The sequence below is a fragment of the Gilliamella sp. ESL0250 genome (genome assembly GCF_013345045.1).
GTDB lineage: Bacteria > Pseudomonadota > Gammaproteobacteria > Enterobacterales > Orbaceae > Gilliamella > Gilliamella apicola_H.
The window spans coordinates 1-26,538 of sequence record NZ_JAAEDV010000017.1 but is presented as its reverse complement, the minus strand read 5'-3'; the positions used below and the strand labels follow the sequence as shown (position 1 = coordinate 26,538).

The 26,538-nt window shown below is 36.2% G+C and carries 22 protein-coding genes, 1 tRNA gene and 2 pseudogenes; 14 read left to right on the top strand and 11 right to left on the bottom strand.

The window, feature by feature from the left end:
- Positions 1–81 precede the first annotated feature (81 nt).
- From GYY69_RS11810 to aas, 7 genes and pseudogenes are all read right to left on the bottom strand, one after another.
- Entirely contained in the window at positions 82–993 is a 912-nt protein-coding gene (locus tag GYY69_RS11810; RefSeq protein WP_174797860.1) for a PTS system mannose/fructose/sorbose family transporter subunit IID, read from the bottom strand.
- 16 nt (positions 994–1,009) lie between these two features.
- Positions 1,010–1,810 (bottom strand): PTS mannose/fructose/sorbose transporter subunit IIC, encoded by an 801-nt coding sequence (locus GYY69_RS11805; protein WP_174797859.1) that lies wholly within the window; start codon positions 1,808–1,810, stop codon positions 1,010–1,012.
- A 19-nt stretch (positions 1,811–1,829) separates the two neighbouring features.
- Positions 1,830–2,372 (bottom strand): annotated as a pseudogene (locus tag GYY69_RS13235) (PTS system mannose/fructose/N-acetylgalactosamine-transporter subunit IIB); the annotation flags it as partial.
- A 65-nt stretch (positions 2,373–2,437) separates the two neighbouring features.
- Positions 2,438–2,804 (bottom strand): annotated as a pseudogene (locus GYY69_RS13230) (PTS sugar transporter subunit IIA); the annotation flags it as partial.
- A gap of 149 nt (positions 2,805–2,953) precedes the next feature.
- On the bottom strand, positions 2,954–3,862 hold the full coding sequence (gene murQ, locus GYY69_RS11795; protein ID WP_174797857.1) for an N-acetylmuramic acid 6-phosphate etherase: 909 nt from the start codon (positions 3,860–3,862) through the stop codon (positions 2,954–2,956).
- Positions 3,849–5,036 (bottom strand): lysophospholipid transporter LplT, encoded by a 1,188-nt coding sequence (gene lplT / locus GYY69_RS11790; RefSeq protein ID WP_174797856.1) that lies wholly within the window; start codon positions 5,034–5,036, stop codon positions 3,849–3,851. Before lplT ends, murQ begins: the two co-directional genes overlap by 14 nt.
- Before the next feature lie 15 nt (positions 5,037–5,051).
- Positions 5,052–7,193, bottom strand: coding sequence for a bifunctional acyl-ACP--phospholipid O-acyltransferase/long-chain-fatty-acid--ACP ligase (gene aas, locus GYY69_RS11785; protein WP_174797855.1), 2,142 nt, complete (start codon positions 7,191–7,193; stop codon positions 5,052–5,054).
- Positions 7,194–7,383: 190 nt separating this feature from the next.
- Between aas and GYY69_RS11780 the strand changes: the two genes are divergently transcribed.
- Positions 7,384–8,358 (top strand): ornithine cyclodeaminase family protein, encoded by a 975-nt coding sequence (locus tag GYY69_RS11780; protein WP_174797854.1) that lies wholly within the window; start codon positions 7,384–7,386, stop codon positions 8,356–8,358.
- A 70-nt stretch (positions 8,359–8,428) separates the two neighbouring features.
- Here the strand turns inward: GYY69_RS11780 and gpsA are convergent, their stop codons facing one another.
- The 3 genes from gpsA to GYY69_RS11765 are packed head-to-tail and all read right to left on the bottom strand — an operon-like array spanning position 8,429 to position 10,425.
- Positions 8,429–9,442 carry an NAD(P)H-dependent glycerol-3-phosphate dehydrogenase gene (gene gpsA / locus GYY69_RS11775; protein WP_194240647.1) on the bottom strand — a complete coding sequence of 338 codons (1,014 nt, stop codon included), beginning with the start codon at positions 9,440–9,442 and terminating at the stop codon, positions 8,429–8,431.
- A 43-nt stretch (positions 9,443–9,485) separates the two neighbouring features.
- The gene (gene secB / locus GYY69_RS11770; RefSeq protein WP_174797853.1) at positions 9,486–9,959 is read right to left on the bottom strand and encodes a protein-export chaperone SecB; all 474 of its coding nucleotides are present in this window, start codon (positions 9,957–9,959) and stop codon (positions 9,486–9,488) included.
- Positions 9,960–9,984: 25 nt separating this feature from the next.
- The gene (locus GYY69_RS11765) at positions 9,985–10,425 is read right to left on the bottom strand and encodes a rhodanese-like domain-containing protein (RefSeq protein WP_174797852.1); all 441 of its coding nucleotides are present in this window, start codon (positions 10,423–10,425) and stop codon (positions 9,985–9,987) included.
- 536 nt (positions 10,426–10,961) lie between these two features.
- Between GYY69_RS11765 and glnA the strand changes: the two genes are divergently transcribed.
- From glnA to fruA, 11 genes are all read left to right on the top strand, one after another.
- Positions 10,962–12,371 (top strand): glutamate--ammonia ligase, encoded by a 1,410-nt coding sequence (gene glnA / locus GYY69_RS11760; RefSeq protein ID WP_174797851.1) that lies wholly within the window; start codon positions 10,962–10,964, stop codon positions 12,369–12,371.
- Positions 12,372–12,446: 75 nt separating this feature from the next.
- Positions 12,447–13,496: a nitrogen regulation protein NR(II) gene (glnL, locus tag GYY69_RS11755; protein WP_174797850.1), complete on the top strand. Its 1,050-nt coding sequence runs from the start codon at positions 12,447–12,449 to the stop codon at positions 13,494–13,496.
- A gap of 11 nt (positions 13,497–13,507) precedes the next feature.
- Positions 13,508–14,962 carry a nitrogen regulation protein NR(I) gene (glnG, locus tag GYY69_RS11750; RefSeq protein WP_174797849.1) on the top strand — a complete coding sequence of 485 codons (1,455 nt, stop codon included), beginning with the start codon at positions 13,508–13,510 and terminating at the stop codon, positions 14,960–14,962.
- Between the two features lie 213 nt (positions 14,963–15,175).
- Positions 15,176–16,129, top strand: coding sequence for a siderophore ABC transporter substrate-binding protein (locus tag GYY69_RS11745; protein WP_174797848.1), 954 nt, complete (start codon positions 15,176–15,178; stop codon positions 16,127–16,129).
- A gap of 8 nt (positions 16,130–16,137) precedes the next feature.
- Positions 16,138–17,097 (top strand): ABC transporter permease, encoded by a 960-nt coding sequence (locus GYY69_RS11740; protein ID WP_194240646.1) that lies wholly within the window; start codon positions 16,138–16,140, stop codon positions 17,095–17,097.
- On the top strand, positions 17,087–18,058 hold the full coding sequence (locus GYY69_RS11735) for an iron chelate uptake ABC transporter family permease subunit (protein ID WP_174797847.1): 972 nt from the start codon (positions 17,087–17,089) through the stop codon (positions 18,056–18,058). The genes GYY69_RS11740 and GYY69_RS11735 overlap by 11 nt, the downstream gene beginning before the upstream one ends.
- Positions 18,055–18,810, top strand: coding sequence for an ATP-binding cassette domain-containing protein (locus tag GYY69_RS11730; protein ID WP_174797846.1), 756 nt, complete (start codon positions 18,055–18,057; stop codon positions 18,808–18,810). Before GYY69_RS11735 ends, GYY69_RS11730 begins: the two co-directional genes overlap by 4 nt.
- 188 nt (positions 18,811–18,998) lie before the next feature.
- Complete coding sequence (cra, locus tag GYY69_RS11725; RefSeq protein ID WP_174797845.1) at positions 18,999–20,003, top strand: catabolite repressor/activator; 1,005 nt, start codon at positions 18,999–19,001, stop codon at positions 20,001–20,003.
- A 225-nt stretch (positions 20,004–20,228) separates the two neighbouring features.
- Complete coding sequence (gene fruB / locus GYY69_RS11720; RefSeq protein WP_174797844.1) at positions 20,229–21,431, top strand: fused PTS fructose transporter subunit IIA/HPr protein; 1,203 nt, start codon at positions 20,229–20,231, stop codon at positions 21,429–21,431.
- Entirely contained in the window at positions 21,432–22,367 is a 936-nt protein-coding gene (gene fruK / locus GYY69_RS11715; protein WP_174797843.1) for a 1-phosphofructokinase, read from the top strand.
- Positions 22,368–22,376: 9 nt separating this feature from the next.
- Complete coding sequence (gene fruA / locus GYY69_RS11710) at positions 22,377–24,068, top strand: PTS fructose transporter subunit IIBC (protein ID WP_174797842.1); 1,692 nt, start codon at positions 22,377–22,379, stop codon at positions 24,066–24,068.
- Between the two features lie 57 nt (positions 24,069–24,125).
- Here fruA and GYY69_RS11705 read toward each other — a convergent pair whose 3' ends face one another.
- Entirely contained in the window at positions 24,126–24,701 is a 576-nt protein-coding gene (locus tag GYY69_RS11705; RefSeq protein ID WP_174797841.1) for an LOG family protein, read from the bottom strand.
- A gap of 148 nt (positions 24,702–24,849) precedes the next feature.
- On the opposite strand from GYY69_RS11705, the gene GYY69_RS11700 reads away from it, so the two are divergent.
- Together GYY69_RS11700 and GYY69_RS11695 are read left to right on the top strand one after the other, a co-directional pair.
- A tRNA-Asn gene (locus GYY69_RS11700) sits at positions 24,850–24,925 on the top strand.
- An 838-nt stretch (positions 24,926–25,763) separates the two neighbouring features.
- Positions 25,764–26,538: hypothetical protein (locus GYY69_RS11695; protein WP_174797840.1), on the top strand; the 775-nt coding region annotated here is incomplete at its 3' end.

Genomic DNA, 26,538 nt, shown 5'->3' with positions numbered 1-26,538 from the left:
ATTAATTTTTCAAAATTTATCAAGAATAAAAGCATAATTTTTAAATTATGCTTTTATTCTATTTTACTTAACGTCTAAAAATTATAAAAGACCAATGGCATGTCCGATAATGCCCACTATAAATAGACCAAGGATAATTAAAATTGGCGATACTTTTTTACGTAATAACCACATACAGAAAAATGTTAATAGTAGTGGCATTAGCCCTGGTATCAATTGGTCTAAGTTATTTTGTAAAGTAGTGACTTTTTCTCGAGTGAGTGATAGCCCACTTTGCATATCAATAAGTGCTTTTTGAATACCTTCAGCACTTATTGGTAATTTATTCCAATCAATAAACGCACCATTGTCTAGTTTGACGGTAGATACGACAGGTTGGAATTTTATTGATACCCACCGTTGTACTAGCGCTGCAAGGACAAACATTCCTAAAATAGAAGCGCCTTTGGTGATTTTTTGTAGTAAACCGCCCGATAAATTATCGGTAATTTTAGAACCAGTACGATAACCAAATTCTTGGGTATACCACATAAATCCCCAACGAATAATATTCCATAATAAAAAGAATAAAATAGGCCCCATAATATTGCCACTAAGTGCAAGTGAAGCACCAAGCGCACCTAGCATTGGGCGCACAGTAAACCAAAATACAGGATCGCCCACACCAGCCAATGGCCCCATCATACCGACTTTTACCCCTTGAATGGCAACATCATCGACTGCGGCGCCATTTGCTCTTTCTTCTTCTAAAGCTAGTGTAACGCCAAGTACAGGTGAAGCTAAATATGGGTGAGTATTAAAGAATTCTAAGTGACGTTTGAGCGCTGCTGATCGGTCTTCTTTAGTCGTATACAATTTTTTAATCGCAGGAATCATTGAATACACCCAACCACCATTTTGCATACGTTCATAGTTCCAAGAACCTTGGAGAAAGGTTGAGCGCCAAGCAACGGCTAAACGGTCTTTTTTGCTTAATTGAATTCTATCAGTCATTTTTTTCTCCAAGTTTCTAGTAATCATTTAAAATATCATCAAGTGGATCACCTTTGTTACCGCCATTGGATGAATTGCCACGTTCCGAAAGACTGAGGTAAATTAGTGCTAATGCGACGCCTAAAGCGCCAAGTGCAATGAGTGTTAATTGTGATATCGCTGCAACGACAAAACCAATAATGAAAAATGGCCATACTTCGCGGTTTGCCATCATATTAATCACCATGGCATAACCGACTGCAACGACCATACCGCCACCGATCGCCATACCAGTTGTTAGCCATTCAGGCATTGAATTTAATATCCCCTTAACTGTTTCTGCTGGAATAAATAATAAAGCAGTGGCAGGAATAGCAATACGTAGACCTTGTAAACAGATGCCTAAAATTTGTAGCCATTCAATTTCTCTAATATTACCTTTTTCTGCTGCAATATCCATCATATGGACTAAAGGAACTGCAATGGTTCTAACAATCATAGTTAAGAATAATCCAGCAACAGCAAGGGGAATAGCAACCGCTATAGCTGTCGATACACCAGCTATACCTTGTCCGCCTAATACTAAAATAATGGACGATGCAACAGCTGCAAGTGCCGCATCAGGTGCAACTGCAGCGCCGATATTGGCCCAACCTAAAGCAATCATTTGCAACGAGCCACCCAATACAACTCCGGCTTCTAAATTACCGGTGACAAGTCCAATCAAAGTACAAGCCACTAAAGGTTGGTGGAATTGAAACTGATCTAAAATACCCTCTATCCCTGCTAAAAAGGCAATAATTATTACTAAAATGATGGCAATAATTGATAATGTCATAATATACCCCTTAAATAAACTAATTCTTTTGCTGCGCTAATTCTTCTTTCGCTTTTTTCAATAATTCGTCCATATTGCTGTTAGAATCGTTAGGTACTTTGCGAACATCAAATTTTACGTTTTTAGCTTTCAATTTTTCGAATGTATCAACATCATCGGCATTCATTGACAATACTTTATTAACCATGACTTTGCCAACGGAATGCGCCATTGAACCAATATTAAGGACGTCGATATCAACACCACCATCTATAGTTCGCAGTACATCTTGTGGGTTTTCAAATAGGAGTAACGCTTTAGTATTACCAAAACGTGGGTCACGAGATACCTCAATAATTTTTTTGATTGGAACCACATTTGCCTTTACGCCAGGAGGTGCTGCTTCTTGGATGAGCTTTTTTCTTAATTCATCTTTTGCAACTGAATCCGAAACAACAATAATTCGGTTGGGGTTGGTTGATTTTGTCCATGCTGTTGCAACTTGGCCATGTAATAAGCGAGAATCGACACGAGCTAACACGATTTTCATTTTACCATTACCAAGCACTGTTCCTTCTGGGATGCTATTTGCAGTTTTTGCATTAGCTAAGGATTCTGTAGGTATTTCGACAGTTGCTCGGATTCCTTCTTTACCTGATTCAATAATTGCTCTTGCAATTTCTTTCGCAGTTTCCATTGAAAAACGAGAAGAATAGGCTTCAATTAACATGGGTAAGTTTAAACCAGTAACAATAGCCCAATTACTATGTTCTCCACATAAATTATTAGCCTGATTAAATGGGGTGCCCCCCCATAAATCTACTAAAAAAAGTACTTCTTCTGGATTATCAAATGTTGCTATTGCTTCAAGCATTCGTTCTTTTAAATTTTCAGGACTATCACTTGGATGCAAGGTAACAGCTTTAACATTTTCTTGTTCTCCAAATATCATCGATCCTGATTGTAGAATACCTTCTGCAAACTCACCATGAGTTGCTAGGATAATTCCAACCATAACAACTTCCTCCTAATTTTTATATTAATTGCATAATATAAAAGTATATAAAATAAAAATACCTGGTTATTTTACACCTTAAAATAAGCTTAAAATAACGTGTCTATCACATTTTGTTAAAAAACTTAAATTTTCTATTGTTTATCAAACTATGATTTATGTAGTAGTGCTTGACGAATAAAGCCGTGTTCTTTTTTTAGTTTATTTCTAGCTTGCTTTGCATTTAGACCTGAAAGGATCATCAAAATAGCGGTTTTACAATGCCTATTACTCTCGGCTAATGTGACAATGGCTTTTTCTCGACTGCAATCGGTGGCTTGCATAACAATGGATATTTGCCGTTCAATCAGTTTGGCGTTGGTAGCTTCTACGTCAACCATCAAATTACTATAGACTTTGCCTATTTTGATCATGCTGGCTGTGGTTAACATGTTGAGAACTAATTTTTGTGCCGTGCCAGCTTTCATTCTTGATGAGCCAGTAATTACTTCTGCACCAACAATCGGTGTAATGGCGATATCGGCTAAATTAATCATTGGAGCTTTGGGATTACAGCATAAGCTTATAACCGTTGCTTGGATTGATTTAGCATATTGCATACCGCCTATTACATAAGGTGTGCGCCCACTAGCAGCAATACCAACTAAAATGTCGTTTGAGCTAAAATTGATGTTTTTCAGGTCATTAACTACCAATTTAGGGTTATCTTCGGCATTTTCAACCGCCTTAAAAATAGCAGGCTGCCCCCCTGCAATTAAGCCAATAACTTGTTCAGTTGGCGTGCCATAAGTAGGTGGGCATTCACTTGCATCCAAAATACCTAGGCGCCCAGAAGTCCCTGCCCCTACATAGATTAGCCTACCTTGATTTGAAAATGCCAAGCTAATTGCATCAACAGCTTTTGCAATATTGGATAATTCTTTTTCCACTGCCAATGCGACTTTTTGATCTTCACGATTGATGATTTGTAACATTTCTAGCGTTGAATAGCTATCAATTTCTTCGCTGTTGGGATTGCGACTTTCGGTTAACATAGTTGATAGATTAATTTGTTGCATTTTTTCTTAATCCTAGCCATAACAAAAATATCACTATAGCAAATAAACTACCAAAGCCAACACCGATAGTAATAACTGATAAATTCAGGTAAACAGCTAATGTATAAAGTCCTAGCATTAGCATCATTGCCGTATATTCGCTTAAGTTTTGTACCGAAATGACACTGCCGGCACCGACTAAATCTTTACCTATTTTTTGAATAAAAGCATTCAATGGTACTAAAAAGAAGCCACCTAATGCCCCAATAATAATAAGTAAAATATAAGATGAAATGATATTGCTCTGCAATGTGAAGGCGATTACTGCTATGCCCATCATTATCCCTGCTGGAATGCAACGTAACGTGTTGTTGATTGAAATAAATGTACTTGCCAGCCCTGCTCCAATAACAATGCCGATAGCGACAATCGCGTTTAGATTTGTTGGTGTTGCATTGTCGTGTATGTTTAAAATAGCAGGAACCCAACTAATTAACAAAAAGCGTAAAGTAATACCCGCTCCCCAAAATAAACTAGTACCTAATAATGTGAATAAGACATGCTTATCGGCGAAGATGATTTTAATTGTGTTCGCAAAATCTTTTACCATACCTATAAATTGCCATGGAATATTTTGTCGTGCGGCAGGTAATTTAGGAATAAAAAGGTTAGCAATAATTGCTAGCCCATACATTAATACACAAATCAATATAGATATACTTACATTAATATCGGCAATATGACCACCCGCTAGCGAACCAAGTAAAATTGCCGCAATGGTTGATGCTTCAATTAAACCATTTGCTTTAACCAAATTATCGCCTGTGGTGAGCTCACCTAGAATACCATATTTAGCTGGAGAGTATGCTGCTGCACCTACCCCAACTAAAAAATATCCAGCAAAAGGACTAATGTTTAAACAGATACAACCAGCACCGAGTAATTTTATACTATTTGAAATCATCATAGCCTTGCCTTTTGACATGCTGTCAGCAAATTGACCAACAAAAGGGGAAAGAATGATGAATGGCAGCACAAAACTAATTTGTAATACAGATTGGCTCCAAGCTGGATAATGTAGATTTTTGATGAAAGCAAGGATAGCAAAAAAGATGGCGTTATCGGCAAATGCTGAAAAAAACTGTGCCAGCATGGTTGCGACCATGCTTTTGCTTAAAAGAGGATATTGATTCATGTGGCATCCTTTTATTTATTCGTCAGCCATTTTTCGTAGTGTAATAAAGTCGATTTTACCTGTACCAAGTAGTGGTAATTCTTTAACTACACGAATATCACGAGGAATAGCTAATGTAGGAATACCAAATTCTTGAGACACTTGGTTAAGTTGCTCTCGATTTAATTTGGTTGAAGTAGTAAATAAAACAATAGCTTCTCCTTTTGCTGCATCGGCTTTAACTGTTGCGCCGTGCATGGCATCAATGTCGACTTTTTTTGCCAAGGCTTCAACACTTTCTAATGAAACCATTTCTCCCGCAATTTTAGCAAATCGTTTTAAGCGCCCTTTAATTGTGATAAAGCCTTCGTTATCAATAGCAACGATATCGCCGGTGTCATACCAACCTTTTTCGGATTGCCCATGTTCATCGATTGCAATTGGTTCTTCAAGTTTGCCTGGATTTTCAACACGTAAATAGCCTTTCATCACATTAGGGCCTTTAACTTGCAATTGACCGCCATCGCTAATACCTGGAACATGAATTAATCTTGATGTCATACCTGGTAATAATCGACCTACTGTACCGGCTTTAAACGCCATTGGGACATTAAGTGCCACTACGGGCGCACACTCAGTAACACCATAGCCTTCTAAAATACGGATACCATATTTATCTTTCCATTGCTCGCGTACTGTGTCTGATAATTTTTCTGCCCCAGCAACAACATAGCGTAAACGCATAAAATCATATGGATGTGCGTAACGAGCATAGTTTGCTAAGAAAGTCGGCGTACCAAATAAGACAGTGCAATTTTGATCATAAATTATTTCAGGCACCATACGATAATGTAATGGATTTGGATATAAAAATGTGCGGCTACCAGAAAACAGCGGTAAAAACAATCCAGCAGTAATGCCAAAAGCATGGAATAACGGTAGTGCAGACATAAAGCGATCAGCTGGTGTTGGATCAATGACGGTTCGAATTTGTTCAACATTAGCAAGCAAGCTACCATGGCTATGGGCAACACCTTTAGGATTACCTTCTGACCCCGACGTAAACAATACGAGAGCCTCGTCATCACTTGATTGAGAGCGTTTAACCAAACGAGGGATATACTGATGAACTGCAACATAAAGTTTATCCGTAAGAGTTAAACTGTTACGCAGATCTTCAAGAAAACACCATTTAACATCTTTTATTTGTTCCAGAAGATGATCAAGTTTCCCTTTTTGAATAAATTTGCGTGAAGTTATGATAGTTTTAATTTCCGCAGCTGCAATTGCACAAGTCAGTCCTTTGGTACCAGCAGTATAATTAAGCATAGCTGGAATTCGGTTTTTAACCGATAAACCAAAAATTGTCGCAACGGTAATGGTTGCATTAGGTAATAAGACACCAACACGTTCTTTTTTCTGAGTGATTTTAGCAACAATACAGCTAACACCAATGATTTGTTTTAATAAATTACGATAAGATGCTTCATGAGTTGTCGGATCTTGGACCATTCGCGATTTGACGCCATAGCGCACTTGCGCTTCAAGCAAAGCTTCAAATAGTGTTAATTTGGGGCGACTTGCCATACGTGCATTCATCATAATTTGATGAAGCTTTTCGCCTGCAATATAACGCCTTTCACTAGCTTTAGGTGCATCAGGCATAGCTATAGATGTCGGCTCAAGCACATGAATGGTTATTTTAGGAAATAAACGACGTTTAAATAATCCTTTTAAACGACTGGTTAAAGTAAATTCAGCTCCTTCAATCCAGACAGGTACAATTGTTGCTTGAGAACGGGCTGCAACAAAAGCAGCACCATCATAAATTTTCATTAATGAGCCAGTTACCGTAATTCTTCCCTCAGGGAATATGACTATTGGACGGCCTTTTTCAACTTCGCGAACTAATCGCTTAATTGCCATTGGACTCAGTGGATCCATAGGCACAAAATCAACATAACGCTTTGCTAAACGGACTAACCAATGGTTAATATAACCCGCATAAATAGCAAAGACAGGCCTTATTGGCAAAAAAACACCGATTAAAATACCATCAAGAAAAGATACATGGTTAGGTGTAATAAGAAGTCTGTTTTGTTTTAAATTGTCAAAATTACCCTTAATTTTGACATGGAATAAAATCTTTAAACAAAATTTTAATATTGTAAATAACATCTGATTTCTCAATTATCGTGCAAAATTGCACCATGTAATGATAGTGAAAATGCAAATAATATACAAGGGATGATGATTTTACTATATCAAATATATAGTTAAGTTTTAATTAACAATGATTCTTGATTTAAAAAATAGATAATAGATACTAAAGTGTAAAATAAATATGAAAAACTAATAAGGAACAAGCATGCTCATTTTAACGCACAAAGATATTGAAAAATTTTATACCATGAAAGAAGCGATAGTAGCGGATAAACAAGCGTTGAAAATCTATACCCAAGGAAACAGTGATGTACCATTACGAATCAATTTTGATATGCAAAAAGGTCAATGCTTATTTATGCCCGCACATATTAAAGGTAGCGATATTGTGGGTATCAAAATTGTCTCCGTATTTCCTGACAACCCAAAATTGGGCAAACCATCAGTTCCTGCTCAAGTTTTAATGTTAGATCCACAAACAGGTGAAGTTTGTGCCATATTAGATGGTACCTTTGTCACTCAGCTTCGTACAGGTGCCGTTCAAGGTGCGGCAACTGATTTGTTGGCTCGTAAAGATGCCAGTCGAGCTGTGTTGATCGGTACTGGCGGGCAAGCGATATCCCAATTAGAAGCAATGTTAACTGTCCGCTCACTTAATGATGTAGCTATTTTTGATATTGATATGCAAAAAGCAAAAAAATTTACTGATGATATGAAACACCGTTTTGCCCATTTTTCAACTAATTTTTATTTTTCACAGAATTTGGATGAAGACATTAGCCAAGCTGATATCATTACTTCGGTGACAACATCAAAAGTTGTAACGTTTAATGGCGATAAAGTAAAACCCGGTACACATATTAATGGTATAGGTGCTTATACACCAGAGATGCACGAAATTCCAAAGAACATTGTTGAGAAAGCTAATATTCGAGTGGTTGATACCAAAGAAGGGGTGTTTGCTGAAGCCGGTGATATTATTGATCCAATTAAACAAAAATTAGTATCGAAAGATGACTTTTTGGAGTTAGGAGATTTAGTGCTAGACCCAACTCAATGTCGGCAAAATGATCAACAAATTACGTTGTTTAAAACGGTTGGAACCGCAGTATTAGATGTGTATATTGGTTACGATATCTATCTTAAAGCCAAAGAAAAAGGAATAGGTACGTATTTATAGTAATTATTTGTTAGAATTATGGTGATTTTTTGTCAAAAAGTTTCAGGTAACTAGGTGTTTTAGTATAAAACTAGCTTTTTAGTTCTGCTTTTTGTGAACGTCCGAGTAATGCCATCGCTGCTTGTTTTGGATCTTTATGCTCATAAAGGATTTGATAAATTTGTTCAGTGATTGGCATATCAACATGATATTTTTGGGCGAGTAACCAAACTTCTTTTGTATTTTTACAACCCTCAACAACTTGAGCTATGGCTTCTTGCGCTTCTTGAATTGATTTGTTTTGACCAAGTAACATGCCAAAACGACGATTACGAGATTGATTATCGGTACAGGTTAAAACCAGATCGCCTAGTCCAGCCATTCCCATAAAGGTTGCAGGATCTGCGCCTAATACTGCCCCTAATCGCATCATTTCGGCAAGTCCACGCGTAATTAATGCTGTTCTTGCATTGGCCCCAAATCCAAGACCATCAGATAATCCAGCACCAATGGCGATCACATTTTTGATTGCACCACCAAGTTGCACACCTATAAAATCTTTACTGCTATAAACTCGGAAGCTTTTACTACAATGGAATAATGTTTGTAGTTGATTTAAAAAATGTTCATCTGTTGATGCCACAGTTACCGCTGTAGGTAATCCAGAAGCGACTTCTTTGGCAAATGTTGGGCCAGAGATAACCGCTAGTGGAATTTTATCGCCTAGAATTTCCTTCGCTACATCCTGTAGTAATCGACCTGTATCCACTTCAAGCCCTTTTGTCGCCCAAACAATTTTTGTATCTTGGCGTAAAAATGGTTTGATTTGAATTAGAATGCTTGCAAATGCATGACTAGGTACCACAATAAGCAAAATGGGTGAGGCTGAAACTGCTGTTTTTAAATCACTTTCAATCTGTAATCGATCTGGAAAATGAATATCTGGCAAAAATTGCTTATTTTGCCTATCATGCTGCAAAATGGTCATTTTATCTGGGTTATGTCCCCACAATAAAGTTGAGTAACCATTTCGTGCCAGTAGAATAGCTAAAGAGGTTCCATAAGATCCTGCGCCAATTACTGTTACTGCAGCATTTTTTTTCATAATAATCCAATAAATGTATTGTTAATTCACTAAAAGACAATAATTATTGCAATGTTTCTGTAGGTTCAGCTTGCTGTTGTTGTTGAAGATAATTAATGAATAACGCTTCAAAATTTACCGGCTCTAAATTTACTTGCGGGAATGTCCCTTTATTGACTAAACTCGAAATAACTTCACGCGCGTAAGGGAATAAAATGTTTGGACAATAAGCGCCAACACAATGTTGAATTTGACCTTCGTCGAATCCAATAAGTGAGAAAATACCAGCTTGAGTCACTTCACAAATATATGCAACTTCGTCTTGCTGTTTTACTGTCACTGTGACACGAAGCGCAACTTCGTATACATTTTCACTCAATACTTGTGAAGATGAATTTAATTCAAGATTCAACTCAGGTTGCCATTGTTTGGTAAAAATTTCAGGAACATTGTTAGTTTCAAATGATACGTCTTTGGTATAAATACGTTGAATAGCAAACTGTGTTTCGGGTTGTTGTGTATTGTTTTGTTCTGTCATGATAAAACCTTATTTTTAAATAATATTATTTTCTAACCAGTGGTAAATTTTCGCCGTTCCATCCAGCAATACCGTCCTTTAATGTAAAGACATTTAAAAAACCTTGTTTAACAAGTATTTCACCTATACCTGCTGATGATAAACCATTTTCATCAATCAAAATAACGATGTTTTCTTTAAATTTTTCAATTGTTTTTGCGCTCGCATTTTTAATATCGATAGGTAAAATATTGTGAGAATCAGTGATATGTCCTTTTTTAAAGCTATCTGCAGAACGAATGTCAACAATAACAGCTCCTTGCTTATTAATCATATGGATTGCTTGAGCATTATTGATGATTTTAACCTTAGATAGTTTACTTTTGATGGTTAGTACAATAATTGCAACAAACAACACAACCCAACCTACAGAAAGTAAAAGATGATTTTTTATAAAAGGCAGCATTTCGAGAGTGATAAAGTCCATACTTGTATAATTACCTAGTTTTTTCAATATAAGGAGAGATTATAGCGATATTGCGTGATGAAATATAGTGCCAATAATTGAAAAATTGATTTATAGTAAATTGTTTTATTTTAAAAGATTGTAAAACATGTCTGATATAAGGCAAATTTTTAATGCAATTTAAGGTGCCTATCTTACTATTTTTATTATTTTTTCTGTTTAGTCTGTGATTGCTGAGAGTGATATAGATGATTGCCACTACGGCATGGTAATGTATCATTGATTCAAGTGTAAATATTGTCGATTTAGACGGTTAAACGGCAGTGAAAGTATCATGAATGATTTTGGTGCATCAGATTGGTGCTTATCTAACTATTATGGTGCAATATTGGGATCCATGTTACTATTTTTAGCGTTTGCTTCATAAATGTATCGTTGGAAAATTGGCATAATCTTTGCATACAATTTATTTTATATAGATGAATATAGCCAATTATCTTTAAAAATTGCTTTTTATACAGAATAATTAAATTATTTGTTCTTAATGGAGAATATAAATGTCTACACTAAAAGTTTTAACACTAATTAAAGAAAATGATGTTAAGTTTGTTGATTTACGTTTTACTGATACAAAAGGTAAAGAACAACACGTTACAATTCCTGTTAGTCAAATTGATGCCGATTTTTTTGAAGATGGTAAGATGTTTGATGGTTCATCAATTGCAGGTTGGAAAGGTATTAATGAATCAGATATGGTGTTAATGCCTGATACATCAAGTGCTGTTATCGATCCGTTTTTTGAAGATGTGACATTAAATATCCGTTGTGATGTTTTAGAGCCAGCAACGTTGCAAGGTTATGATCGTGATCCACGTTCAATCGCTAAACGTGCAGAAGAGTATCTAAAATCATCAGGTATTGCTGATACGGTTATTTTTGGACCTGAACCAGAATTCTTTTTATTTGATGATGTCCGTTTTGGTTCGCCAATGTCTGGTAGTTTTGTGCATATTGATGATATTGAAGCAGCATGGAATTCTGGTACAAAATATGAAGAAGGCAACAAAGGGCATCGTCCAGGCGTAAAAGGTGGATACTTCCCACTTCCACCCGTTGATTCATCGCAAGATATCCGTTCTGAAATGTGTTTAATTATGGAGCAACTTGGCTTAGTAGTTGAAGCTCACCATCATGAAGTGGCAACTGCGGGTCAAAACGAAATTGCTTGTCGCTTTAATACGCTAACTAAAAAAGCCGATGAAGTGCAAATCTATAAATATGTCGTACAAAATGTGGCTCATGCTTATGGCAAAACAGCGACCTTTATGCCAAAACCGATGTTTGGTGATAATGGTTCAGGTATGCATTGTCACCAATCATTAGCGAAAGATGGTGTAAATTTATTCGCTGGGGATAAATATGCGGGTCTTTCAGAAATGGCACTATTCTATATTGGCGGTATTATCAAACATGCGAAAGCCATCAATGCATTTACTAACCCTGCAACTAACTCTTATAAACGTTTAGTACCAGGTTATGAAGCGCCAGTTATGCTTGCTTATTCTGCACGTAACCGTTCTGCGTCAATTCGTATTCCTGTTGTGACTAGCCCTAAAGCACGCCGTATTGAGGTTCGCTTCCCAGATCCAGCAGGTAATCCATACTTATCATTTGCTGCACAGTTAATGGCTGGTTTAGATGGTATTATTAATAAAATTCACCCTGGTGATGCGATGGATAAAAACTTATACGATTTACCACCAGAGGAATCTAAATTAATTCCTCAAGTTGCGGGTTCGCTTGAAGAGGCTCTTAATGCATTAGATGCAGATCGTGAATTCTTAACGCGTGGTAATGTCTTTACTAATGATACTATTGATGCATACATTGATTTAAAACGTCAAGATGTTGATCGTGTACGTATGACGCCACATCCGGTTGAATTTGAATTGTACTATAGCCTATAAATTATTTTTTATATAACTTAATGTTTTACCCACCGCTTGTTGGCGGTGGTTTCTAATCAGGACGGAAATCCAACGATGACATTTAATAATGAATCTGATGCTAATCTTGTTCTCGATTCTATGATTACAAGTATTTTATTACTTGATACAAAACTCAATATTCTCTATGCCAATACTGCTGCACAGCAGTTATTAGCGCAAAGTTCTAAAAAATTATTAGAAAGTTATCTTCCCGATTTATTGGGGTATTTCTCTTTAGATATTGATTTGATGCTTAGTGCATTAGCACAAAATCAAGGTTTTACAGATAATGAAGTCAATTTAGTTATTAATAATGAGTTACATATTTTATCGCTGACAGCTCAACTATTAGGTAATGGTCGAATATTAATTGAAATGGTGCCGTTAAATAATCATAAACGCCTTAGCCAAGAACAATTACAACAAGCTCAGCAAAGTGCTGCTCGTGAATTAGTTCGAGGACTTGCTCATGAAATTAAAAATCCACTAGGTGGGCTCAGAGGTGCAGCTCAATTATTATCACGAGAATTACCAAAAAACGAATTACAAGATTACACAAAAATTATTATTGAACAAGCCGATAGACTAAGAAATCTTGTTGATAGGTTGTTAGGTCCACAACAGCGATTACACCAAAAAGAACAAAATATTCATCAAGCAATAGAACGAATCTATGCTTTGTTGTGTTTGGAAAAACCAATCAATATTGAAATTCTGCGTGATTATGATCCTAGTCTACCGGATTTAACTCATGACTCTGAACAAATAGAGCAGGTAATTTTGAATATTGTTCGTAATGCTTTACAGGCTATTGGTTCTAAAGCTGGCACAATTACCATTAGAACAAGAACGGCTTTTCAGGTTACTTTACATGGCCAGCGTTATCGGCTTTGTGCTCGTATTGATATTGAAGATAATGGACCGGGTGTTCCTGTTCACATACAAGATACCTTGTTTTATCCTATGGTTAGTGGCTATGAAGGAGGGACAGGTATTGGGCTTTCGATTGCACATAATATTGTTGATCAACATCACGGTAAAATTGAATTTAATAGTTGGCCTGGGCATACAGCGTTTTCTGTCTATTTGCCAATTAGGCAGTGAGGTAAATTAAAATGAATGTTTGGATTGTTGATGATGATAGTTCTATTCGGTGGGTACTTGAAAAAGCATTAGCGAATGCTCATTTCAACTGTGTCAGTTTTACCAGTGGTCAAGAGGTTATTGATGCATTAGATGCACATGTGCAAAAACCAGCTGTATTGATTTCTGATATTAAAATGCCAGGGCTTGATGGTTTAACATTGCTTCATCACGTGAAAGAGCAAATGCCAAATTTACCAGTAATTATTATGACTGCGCATTCAGATCTTGATGCGGCAGTAAATGCTTATCAAAAAGGGGCTTATGATTATATTCCTAAGCCCTTTGATGTCGACGAAGTTATTCAGCTTGTAGAACGAGCTATTTTACAAACTCAAAATAACAAAACCAGCAATAATACAACCGCGAAAGCATCAACTGGCATTATTGGTGAGGCACCTTCAATGCAAGACGTGTTTCGTATTATTGGTCGATTATCTAAATCATCTATCAGCGTATTAATTAATGGTGAGTCAGGAACGGGTAAAGAGTTGGTTGCTAAGGCATTACATACCCATAGCCCTCGTTCTCAATCACCTTTTATTGCATTAAATATGGCGGCAATCCCTAAAGATCTCATTGAATCTGAGCTTTTTGGGCATGAAAAAGGCGCATTTACTGGTGCGGCTCAAATTCGTCATGGACGTTTTGAACAAGCTAACGGCGGGACTTTATTTTTAGATGAAATTGGTGATATGCCACTTGATGTACAAACCAGATTATTAAGAGTGCTTGCCGATGGGCAGTTTTATCGTATTGGTGGTTATTCGCCAGTAAAAGTAGATGTGCGTATTATTGCTGCCACACATCAAAATTTAGAAACAAGAGTAAAAGAAGGTAAATTTAGAGATGATTTATTTCATCGTTTAAATGTGATTCGTATAGTGCTTCCTCCTTTACGGGATAGAGCGCAGGATATTCCAAAACTTGCTGAACATTTTTTACATACTACAGCGAAAGAATTAGGTGTTGATGGTAAAGTATTGAGTCCCGAAGCATTAAGTGTTTTATGTCGATTTAATTGGCCTGGTAATGTGCGTCAGCTTGAAAATACCTGTCGCTGGGTGACGGTAATGTCCTCAAATCAAGAGGTTTTAGTTCAAGATTTGCCACCAGAACTGTTGCAATTATCAACGACAAAAACAATGGTCACAAATGAAAATATTACCATGCACGAAAACCACTTTGCTCAACAAGAAACCGATTGGAAAGTATTACTAGAACAATGGGCAAAACAAGCGCTCACGGAGGGTAAAAGCGGTATTTTGACTGAGGCAATAAACGATGTTGAACATATCTTATTAAAAAGTGCACTTAATTTTACACGAGGCCATAAACAAGAAGCGGCTTATCTATTAGGTTGGGGGCGAAATACATTGACTCGAAAACTTAAAGATTTATCGCTAGATCGCAATAAAAATCTCTAACTATCAATATTAATTATGCTATTGAATAAATCAATAGCTTTTTTATCTACTTATTCATATCACTACTATTTATGCCATTTATGGCACATTGCGTTGCTAAACACTTAAAGTTCATTGAACCCTACCTATTTTTTGGTTACAATCATAATGTAAATGATAATTATTATAATTATCGTTTTTTGTTTTTTATTCGGCTGATAATTAGGAGTTATAATGTATTCATATATCAAAGTGAAATTTTTAGTTTTACTTACCGTATTACTTGTTTTGGTTGGATGTGACAATAAAAAAGAACAGCAAATACCAGCGAAAACGATTACCGTTGAGCATGCTCAAGGCAAAACCGATGTACCTGAAAATCCAAAAAAAGTTGTTGTTTTTAATATTGCAACGCTTGATATTATTGATGCTTTAAATATTCCTGTCTCGGCTGTTCCGCAATCTGATGTGCATTTACCTGATTTTTTATCTAAATATAGTGATAAAACCTATACTAATGCTGGAACCTTGTTTGAACCAAATTATGAAGTATTAAGCACAATTGAGCCTGATGTTATTATTGCTGGTGGTCGTGCTAATGATGCTTATAAAAAATTGAATGACATTGCACCGACAATTTCTTTAGATATTGATCCAAAAGACTTTTTAGGTAGTTTAACTCAACGAACAGAGCAGTTAGGCACTATTTTTAATAAGCAAGACGAAGCTAAAAAGCTTATTACTGATTTTAATCAAAAGATTGAAAAATTAAAGCCAAAGACAAGCACTGCTGGAAGTGCATTAGTGATTATGGTTAATGGCGGTAAAATGTCGGCTTATGGTCCAAAATCTCGTTTTGGTTTTGTGTTTGATATACTTGGTTTTCAACCTGCAACCACATTCCAAGAAGCTGGACGTCATGGTAATGCGGTGACCTCTGAATTTATCTTAAGTGTTAATCCGCAGTGGTTGTTTGTGTTAGATAGAGATAGTGCAATTGGTAATAAAGAAGCACAATCTGCACAGCAAGTACTAAGCAATGACTTAATTGAAAAAACAGCCGCATGGCAAAATCAACATATTATCTATTTAGATTCATCATCTATGTATATTGCAGGCGGTATTCAAACTTATAGCCGTTTGATAGATCAAATTAGTGAAGCTTTACAAAAAACATCAACAAATTGATATAAAACATGATTAAGTCCTTTTATATTATTGCAGGCATTTTCATTTTATTGATAATGGCTGCAATAAGTTTATTTATTGGCGCAGGGCATGTGACGCTATCTGAACTATGGTCTGATAGCAACATGCGCGAGATTTTTTTTGTAAGCCGTGTGCCTAGAACTGCTGCTTTATTACTAGCCGGCAGTGCTATGAGTGTTGCTGGTTTAATTATGCAACTGTTAACACAAAATCGATTTGTTGAACCCTCGTTGGTCGGTACAACTCAATCTGCAAGTCTTGGCTTATTAGTGATGATGGTTTTAGCGCCTGGTGCAAGTGTTATGACTAAAATGGTCGTTGCCAGCTTATTTGCCATGCTTGGTACAATGATTTTTATGGCAATTTCTCGAAAAGTCATTTTTAAATCTGCTTTGATGGTACCACTTATTGGTATTATGTTAGGAGCAGTTATTAGCGCAATTACAACTTTTTTTGCCATGTATTTTGATTTGTTACAATCACTTGGTGGTTGGGAATCGGGTGATTTTTCTGGAGTTTTACAAGGTCGTTACGAATTATTATGGCTGGTCGGCGGATTGACATTACTCGCTTGTTGGAGTGCAGATCAATTTACTGTAGCTGGTTTAGGTCGAGATTTTTCAATTAATGTCGGGCTTAATTATCGACTTGTTATGTTGACAGGACTTATTGTTATTGCATTAATTGGCGGTATTGTGGTTGTAGTAGTGGGTGTTTTACCATTTTTAGGATTGATTGTACCAAATATTGTTAGTTTATTATTTGGTGACAATGTCCGTAAAACCATGCCATGGATCTGTTTATTTGGTAGTGGGTTAGTTTTAATTTGCGACATCATTGGGCGCATTATTCGCTATCCATTTGAGATTCCAGTTAGTGTGATTCTAGGCGTGGTTGGCGCTATTATTTTTTTAATATTGTTGGGTCGAAAACGCCATGTTAGTTAACCAAAAACGCCATGCTTTATGCCAAAAAAGAGTATTTTTATTGTTTATTATTGCACTAATTTGCGTAACTTGCTTTATGACCTTTGGTCTTAAGGGCAATATCAGTTACATTTTGGTCCATCGAACATGGATTGTGCTAACTATGATCCTAGTTGCTTTTTCGGCTGCGACGTCAACATTACTTTTTCAAACGGTCACCAACAATCGAATCTTAACCCCTTCAATTATGGGATTTGAATCTCTGTTTGTGCTCATTCAAACTGTTGTGATCTTTTGCATTGATACACAAGGCATTCCTTATATCGGTACTATTGGCAAATTTGTATTTGAATCACTTTTATTAATCTTATTTTCTCTATTTTTGTATCGAGGTTTGTTTACCAAGCTCAAACAAAACTTACATTTGGTGTTATTAATCGGCATAATTTTAGGTACATTATTCCGTAGTTTTTCTAATCTATTACAGCGTTTGATGACGCCGTCTGAATTTGCTGTATTACAAAGTCGTATTTTTGCGACATTTACACGCGCAGAGCCTGTATTGATTATCTTTTCATTAATGATTGCAGCTATTATTGGTCTATTTTTATGGCGCATGCGATTCAAGTTTGATGTGCTAGCATTGGGGCGTGATAATGCAATAAATTTAGGTATTGATTACCAAAAAAATATCACTATTATTTTGTTGCTAGTTTCTATTTTGGTATCGATATCAACAGCATTAGTTGGACCGTTTACTTTTTTAGGTCTTTTAATTGCTAATTTAGCTTATAGTATTAGTGGATCAAGCCAACATCGTTTTTTGCTTCCTACTGCTTTTTTATTAGGCGTTATTTTTCTTGTTGGTGGGCAAATGTTCTTAGAGCGAGTATTAAATATGGTTGGTGCATTATCCATTGTGATTGAATTTATTGGTGGTTCTTTGTTTATTTTCTTGTTATTGAAAAAGGTTAGGATGTGATAAAAATAGCTAATGTTAGTAAAAACTATCAAACAATACCTGTACTAAAAAATGTCAATGCGACAATTTCACAAGGTGGGATCACTGCCATTATTGGTCCAAATGGAGCGGGTAAATCGACGTTACTATCGATTATCAGTCGACTTTTATTCGCTGACGAAGGGCAAGTCAAAATTCAAAATATGGATGTAGTTAATACACCAAGTGATAAGCTTGCTACCTATTTATCTGTATTAAGACAGGAAAACCGTTTTACCAGTAGATTAACTGTTTTTGAGTTAGTCGGGTTTGGGCGTTACCCTTATACCAAAGGGCGCTTAAATGCTGATGACTATAATCATATTAATCGTGCACTTGATTTTTTAGATCTTACTGAATATAAAGAGCGCTTTTTAGATGAATTATCTGGTGGGCAACGGCAACGTGCTTATGTTGCCATGGTACTTTGCCAAGATACTGAATATGTATTACTTGATGAACCACTCAATAATCTCGATATGAAACATGCTGTCACTATGATGAAACAATTGCGCCGTGCTGCCGATGAACTGGGTAAAACCATTGTGATTGTTATTCATGATATCAACTTTGCATCTGTATATTCAGATTACATTTTAGCCATGAAAAATGGCGAGCTAATATACCAAGGCAGGCCACAACAAATTATGAATTCGACTATTTTAGAAGATATATTTGATACACCCGTCAAAATTGAAAATGTCCATGATCAAAATATTGCTATTTATTACTAATGATTAATGAACTTATCATTTTTGGTAAGATCTAACGAAATCCTATTTTTTTGATTAGTCATTTTATCTTTAGGCTTTTTGTATAAAACGTAAAATACAGCTAACTTATTGAGTAGACATTAGAATCGGTATTTACAAATTATTTTGATTCAGGTTAAATAACTACTATATTGAGTTGGGATGGTGTTATGAAATTAGAACAAATCGCTCTTTTGGCTGGTGTTTCAACAACAACAGCGAGTTATGTGATCAATGGAAAAGCCAAAAAGTACCGCGTAAGTGACAAAACAATTGAAAAAGTCATGTCGGTGGTAAAAGCGCATAATTACCAACCTAATGCTGTAGCAGCAGGCCTTAGAGCCGGTAAAACACGTACTATCGGTTTTATTATTCCTGATTTAGAAAACAACAGTTACACCCGCATTGCCAATTATTTAGAACAACTAGTAAGAAAAGAAGGGTATCAATTATTACTAGCATGTTCTGAAGATGATCCACAAATCGAAAAAGAGTGCGTCAAGCATCTTCAGCAACGTCGAGTAGATGCTTTGATTATTTCATCATCATTCGTTTCTGCTCAGGATTATATTTTTTATGATGACTGGCAAAACGAAAAGATTCCATTATTCGCACTTGATAGAATATTATCTATATCTAAATTTAGAAATATTGTAGGTGCCGATAAACAAGATTCTAAATCACTGGCCCAAGCATTTAATAACTTTGTAAAAGATTCAGTGGTTTATATTGGGGCTTTACCAAACTTGTCGGTTAGTCAACTTCGTCTAGATGGCTTTAAAGGTATCAAATTTAATAATTGTAGTAAAATTGATTTTTTATATGCAAATAACTATAGTCGTCAAGATGCTGATTTTGCCTTTAGTCAATGGTTAGAAAACCATGAAATGCCTAATGGCATTTTTACTACTTCTTTTTCTTTATTGCAAGGAAGTATTGATGCAATTTTAAGAAAATTTGGACATCTACCCGAAGCCTTAACGATTGCTACCTTTGGTGATAATGAGTTATTAGACTTTTTGCCATGTAAAGTCATATCGCTTTCACAAGATCACAAAGAAGTTGCCAATGTAACAATAAAATTGTTTTTAAACTATCTGCATAACGAGAATTATCAATCAGGTACGACAATAATTCCGAGGCGATTGATCTATCGAGGTAGCTTAAGCCGTTAAGATATTGATAGACACCAAACGCAATATTGGCTTTAAAACAGTTTAAATTTTAAATAAAAAATAAGATCCAGATCACAAATTATTGATCAATAGAAATAATTTATTTGATAATTAATATTAATTTATTCATTATTGCTGAAACGATTCAATAATGTTAATTCAAGGATTTATATTTGCTGAGTCATTTTAGTCGACCCAACATTTTAACCCAGAGGTATTTATTATATGTTTCATTTAGTTAAAGAAAACATTCATTTAAATGAACAAGCTACAAATAAAACAGAAGCAATAAAGAAAGTTGCATCGGCATTAACCCAAGCAGGATATGTTGAAGATGGTTATGTCGATGGCATGCTTGAACGAGAATCTCAAGCAGCGACATATTTAGGCATTGGTCTTGCTATTCCCCATGGCACCACTAAAACTCGCCATTTAGTGAAAAAAACAGGGGTGCAAGTATTTTGTTTTCCTAATGGTGTTGAATGGGGGGATGATGGTGAAAAGGCCTATCTTGCAATTGGTATTGCAGCAAGTTCTGATGAGCATTTAGAATTACTTCGTCAACTCACTCATGTGCTTGGTGCTGATGGGGTAGAGGAACGAATCAAAAAAATTCAATCGGCTGACGAAGCAATTGCCATTTTAACTGGCAAAACAAGTCCAGAAGATAGTCAATTTACTGTAAATGAATCTGCATTATTATTGGATATTCCTGCTGATAGTTTATCAACACTACAAGCATTAAATGCATCACGTTTAAAACAGCAAAATGCAGTCAATGCAAGTTTTATTGCTGATGTATTAGATAATAAACCAACTTACCTAGGCGAGGGTGTTTGGTTAAATGATAGCAAAGAAGGTAATTTAAAAAATGCGGTGGCGATTAGCCGTACCACTAGTAATCTCAATGAAGATGGTAAGCCTGTTAAGTTACTTATTACTATGTCAGTCGTTGATGATTCTGTTTCTGAAATTATAAATAACATTGCTACTTTAGCTTTTAATCAAAAATTAGCGTTACTATTATCAGCAAATATTGATGGGCTTATCAATCTTCTGTTATCTGGTTGTCAAACTGTAGGATCTGATGAATCAGAAATTCAATCAACATCTCCAAATGAGTCGGCTATTACCGAATCAAACAATGAATCATTAAGTCGTGAATTTATCATTCCTAATGAGAATGGTTTACATACTCGCCCATCGTCTGTTTTAGTCAAACTCGTTAAAGAATTTAACAGTAAAGTAACTGTTGCTAATTTAGATGGCAAAGGCGAGCCAGTGAGTGCAACAAGTTTAATGAAAATTGTTGCATTGGGTGCCAAAAAAGGCAGTCGATTAAAATTTACAGCGGTTGGTGATGATGCGGCTCAAGTACTTGATGCTATTGGTAAAGCGATTGAAAGCGGTCTAGGTGAGGGTGTTTAAATGACTTATCGTATTGCAACAATCACCTTAAATCCTGCTTATGATCTTTTAGGTTTTTGCCCAAAAGTGGAGCTTGGTGATGTTAATTTAGTCCAAACTAATGCATTACTTGCTGCTGGTAAAGGCATCAATGTAGCTAAGGTTTTGTCTGATTTAGACGTTCAACTAACTATCGGTGGATTTTTGGGTAAAGAAAATCGTGATGGCTTTAATTTATTATTTAAATCATTAAATGTGGTTGATAAATTCGAAACAATTACGGGGCGTACACGTATTAATGTTAAGTTGACCGAAGAGAATAGTGAAGTAACAGATTTGAACTTTTCGGGCTTTACTATTAGTGAGCAAGACTGGCAAAACTTTGTAAAAAACTCTCTTGAATGGTTAAAAGACATTGATATGGTTGCTATTAGTGGTAGCTTACCTGCTGGAGTATCACTTGATAAATTTACAAATTGGATGGAACAAGTTAAAGCGATTTGTCCAAAAATTGTATTCGATAGTAGTCGAGATGCATTGGTCGCAGGATTAAAAGCAAAACCATGGTTAATCAAACCAAATGATAAAGAGCTTGAAATGTGGATAGGTCGTAAATTATCGACATTGGATGATGTAAAAAAGGCTGCTATGGAGTTAGTTAATGGCGGCGTTGACAATGTCATCATTTCGCTTGGAAGTAAAGGTGCATTATGGGTCACTAAAAATGAAGCATGGTTAGCAAAACCACCTAAATGCCAAGTAGTTAGTACTGTGGGGGCTGGCGATTCAATGGTCGCTGGTTTAATGTATGGTTTAATCACTGAGCAATCAATTAAAGACACTTTAGTCTTTGCATCAAGTGTTGCGGCTCTATCGGTTGGACAGGCTGGTGTTGGCATTGCTGAGCGCCAAGCTGTAAATAATATGCTAGAAAAAATTGAAATAATTGCTGCATAAGGAGTATTCATGAATATATATATTATTGAAGGTAGTCATGCAGGTCCAGTTAATGGACGTTTAGCTAAAGCAGAATTAGCTTTAGCGGCAAATGCCTTAAATTTAAACATCGTTGACACTGCTGCATCAGCAGATATTATTGTTGCTGTCGGTTCGGGAATCATTAGTGATAAATCTGTGGTTGGCAAAAAAGTGTATGTCGTTGAAGACTTAAATCAACTTTTTGCTAATCCAAAACAGATTTTAACTGATGCACAAAATAAAGCGAGTGTTTATGAACAATCTGCCGAGGTGACACCAACAGCAACGTCAAGTCATGGTGTAAAACGTATTGTTGCTGTTACTGCTTGTCCAACAGGCGTTGCTCATACTTTTATGGCGGCAGAAGCCATTGAAGAAGAGGCCAAAAAACGTGGTTGGTGGTGTAAAGTTGAAACTCGTGGTTCAGTTGGTGTTGGTAATGAATTAACACCAGAAGAAGTCGCTTCTGCTGATGTGGTTATCGCTGCTTGTGATATCGATGTCGACTTAAGCAAATTTGCGGGTAAAAAACTTTATCGCACCAAAACAGGTCCTGCCCTGAAAAAAACAGCACAAGAATTTGATAAAGCATTTGAAGAAGCAACGGTTTATCAACCAGCAAACGCTGCAAAAACTGAATCAAGCAATGATAAAAAAGGTGTTTATCAACATCTATTAACTGGCGTATCTTACATGTTACCAATGGTGGTTGCAGGTGGTTTGATTATTGCGCTTTCATTTGCTTTTGGTTCATTTGAAATGGTTGAAGGGGTGCAAAAATTAATAGGTGAACCGCATTTAGCTCAAATTGGAGGGCTTGCTTTCTCACTTATGGTACCATTGCTTTCAGGTTATATTGCTTATTCTATTGCTGATAGACCTGGGCTTGCACCGGGGCTTGTGGGTGGTTTACTTGCGGTATCAACTGGTGCAGGCTTTTTAGGTGGGATTATTATTGGTTATTTTGCTGGTTATTTGGCGCTATTAATCACAAAATATTTACCATTACCAAAAACGCTAGAGGCATTAAAGCCAATATTAATCGTACCACTATTTGCAACGCTTATTACAGGTCTTGTGATGCAATTTATTGTTGGTACCCCTATTGCATGGTTAATGAATGCTGTAACAGTATGGCTAAATTCAATGGGTACGGCGAATGCGGTTATATTGGGAGCTATTTTAGGCGGAATGATGTGTACTGATATGGGTGGGCCAATTAATAAAGTTGCTTACGCATTTGGTACTGGTTTAATTTCAGCACAAGTTTATGCACCAATGGCTGCGGTTATGGCTGGTGGTATGGTTCCACCTTTAGCTATGGGCTTAGCAACACTTATTGCGAGCAAAAAATTTGCTAAAACTGAACAAGAAAGTGGTAAAGCTTCATTGGTATTAGGCTTGTGCTTTATATCCGAAGGGGCAATTCCATTTGCTGCTCGTGATCCATTACGTGTTATCCCATGTTGTATTATTGGTGGGGCAATTACTGGTGGCATGGCGTTAGCCTTTGGTTCAACATTAATGACACCACATGGTGGGTTATTTGCCTTAGCAATTCCTGGCGTGGTTAAACCTGTAGTTGGTTACTTGTTATCTATTGTGACTGGTTCTGTTATTGCTGGTGTGGCTTATGCATTTATCAAACAACCAGAGTCAGAAGCTGCAACTGCCGCTTAATTTTAATCATATAAATAAAAGCGCCATCAAAAGATGGCGTTTTTTATCATCAATACATTATTTTTTTACCCAACGCTGTAGATCTTTAGGAATAAAGTGATCTATTTGTTGTAATATCAATTGTGGATCTTCCGAAACGATTAATGTTTTATAAAAACTATCTCGAACAAATCCTTCGTTCACGGCATGTTGTAAAAAATTGAGCATAGGCTGCCAAAATTCAGCTGGATTAAACAAAGCCACGGGCTTTTCGTGATAACCGATTTGCATACCCGTCCAGACTTCAAAAATTTCTTCTAGCGTACCTGTTCCGCCCGGCATTGCAATAAAGCCATCGGCAAGCTCAGACAGTCTTGCTTTGCGCTGATGCATATTATCCACCACTTCTAAACGAGTGATACCGTGGTGAGCCGTTTCGGCTTTGACTAAACGTTCAGGAATGATGCCAATTACCTCGCCTCCATGAGCTAAGACTGCGTTAGCAATAATACCCATTAAGCCTTTATTACCACCACCATAGATTAAACGCCTGTTTTGCTCAGCTAATATTTTACCTAATTGTTCAGCATGAGTCCGATATTCTAGGCGACTACCATCGCTTGCACCACAAAAAACACAAATATTTTTTTTCATCAATTTTATTCTACCTTTTATATCATTTACCTATTATTTTAACACAGTAATTACAGAATTTGCTTATAAGCTGAGCAGTTGATTTTGTTTAGTGTTTTAGAGATTGACATTGTCATTATAAATAGTTAATATTCCGCGTGTTAAGTGTTCCTCCATAGTTCAGTCGGTAGAACGGCGGACTGTTAATCCGTATGTCACAGGTTCAAGTCCTGTTGGAGGAGCCAATTTCCGAATCCTTATAGCCTGTTTATAGCAGGTTTTTTTATATCTTAAAATACCTACTTATTTATTTCGTTGTTACAACAAATACGCTTAAAATCACGTTTTTTGGGATGTGCATTTAATTTTTTAATCTTCTTATCAAATTAATGAGTTGCTAAAAGAAATTTAAATGATCACATTGGATTGAATGTTATTATTGTAGTTATTTTTAAATATTAATTAAAATCAACTTGATAAATGAACAGTTTTTTATAGTAAAAAACATTCCCATAATATTGTAAGGTCAATATGGCTGCCCTTTCACCGCGCTAGAATGCGTCGACAACTAAGCGAGGTTAGCACAATAAGTATGAATGTTTGGCGAGTTTGGGCTTTGTTAGGAATAAATTTGAACACCTGAGCAAAGTGAAGATGACATCAAAAGGCGAGTATCAGGTTGATACGAGTAAATATAAGGCGGTCGCATTCTGTAGTGTGAGGTGTTAAGGAATTTGCTAATTTCCTAACTCGACCGTTGTCACTGTTGCTATTTATTTCACCAACAGCTCAACACGTCCGAAATCCAAACCCGAAAATTATAAAAAAATTAGATAGAGTATTTATTTTATTATATTTTTTGTTGTTTTTTAACAAAAACTAAGATTTTCAATCCTTTAAAGCTTTTCCCAAAGCTTAACCCATTCTTTCCTTTACATTCCCTTACAAAAAATCCCCAAAAAAACTAGCTAAGTTTTTTTAAGCCTTATAATTTTAACGGTGAAAATTAAGTTATCTTATTTTATAAGTTAACGAACATAAAAAAGACAAGTAAAAAATATTTTAATTAACGGACAGGATGCTATGAAGTATAATTATGGACAACTGACATGGCAAACCGATGTCTTAAATTTATCCAATAATCGCATTAGACAGTTTTTTATTCTTTCCTTGTTTATATCATCAAAATTATCTACCGAATTTTTTGCAAAAATCCCGTTGGCATTAACGCCAGTGTTGTTATTGCCGTATTCGCTCAGCTCACAGGCATTAACAGCGCATACTAGCCAAGTGATTCAAGGTAGTGCGCCGTATTTAACGTTTGATGGAGGTCAAACTAAAGTGACTACCACTGATGCGTTGTTGTTTATTACCTTGCCGGATGGTACAACGGTTACGCCATCAACCAATACATCAAGTGCGACAAATCCAATAAGGCTAATAAATGAAAGTAATCTTAGTAATATAGGGATGTTGGTGCCGCCGTCAACCAACTCAATAGGATTAGATGCACTTATTCGAGCGCCGTATAACTATTGGGGAGATGATGATGGAGATGGTCAGGGTACTAATGGGGTGACTGCAACGGGGAATTTATCGGTGAGTTTTACTGATAAGAATGGCAGTACAGTAAGTCGTAGTGATACATTAGATATATGTAGTGCACCTTATAAGGTAACATTAAGTAGTACAGATGGTAATTTAACTACCCAGTATGGTATACCGAATAGCAGGAATTTCGAGGGGAGTACGGTGACGTATTATATCAATCCAAATTCACAGCCTAAAGTTTGTTACGCAAGGCCGAGTCTTTACTATGGTGAAGATGAAGCAGCAGGACCTGCTAGCATATGGAATT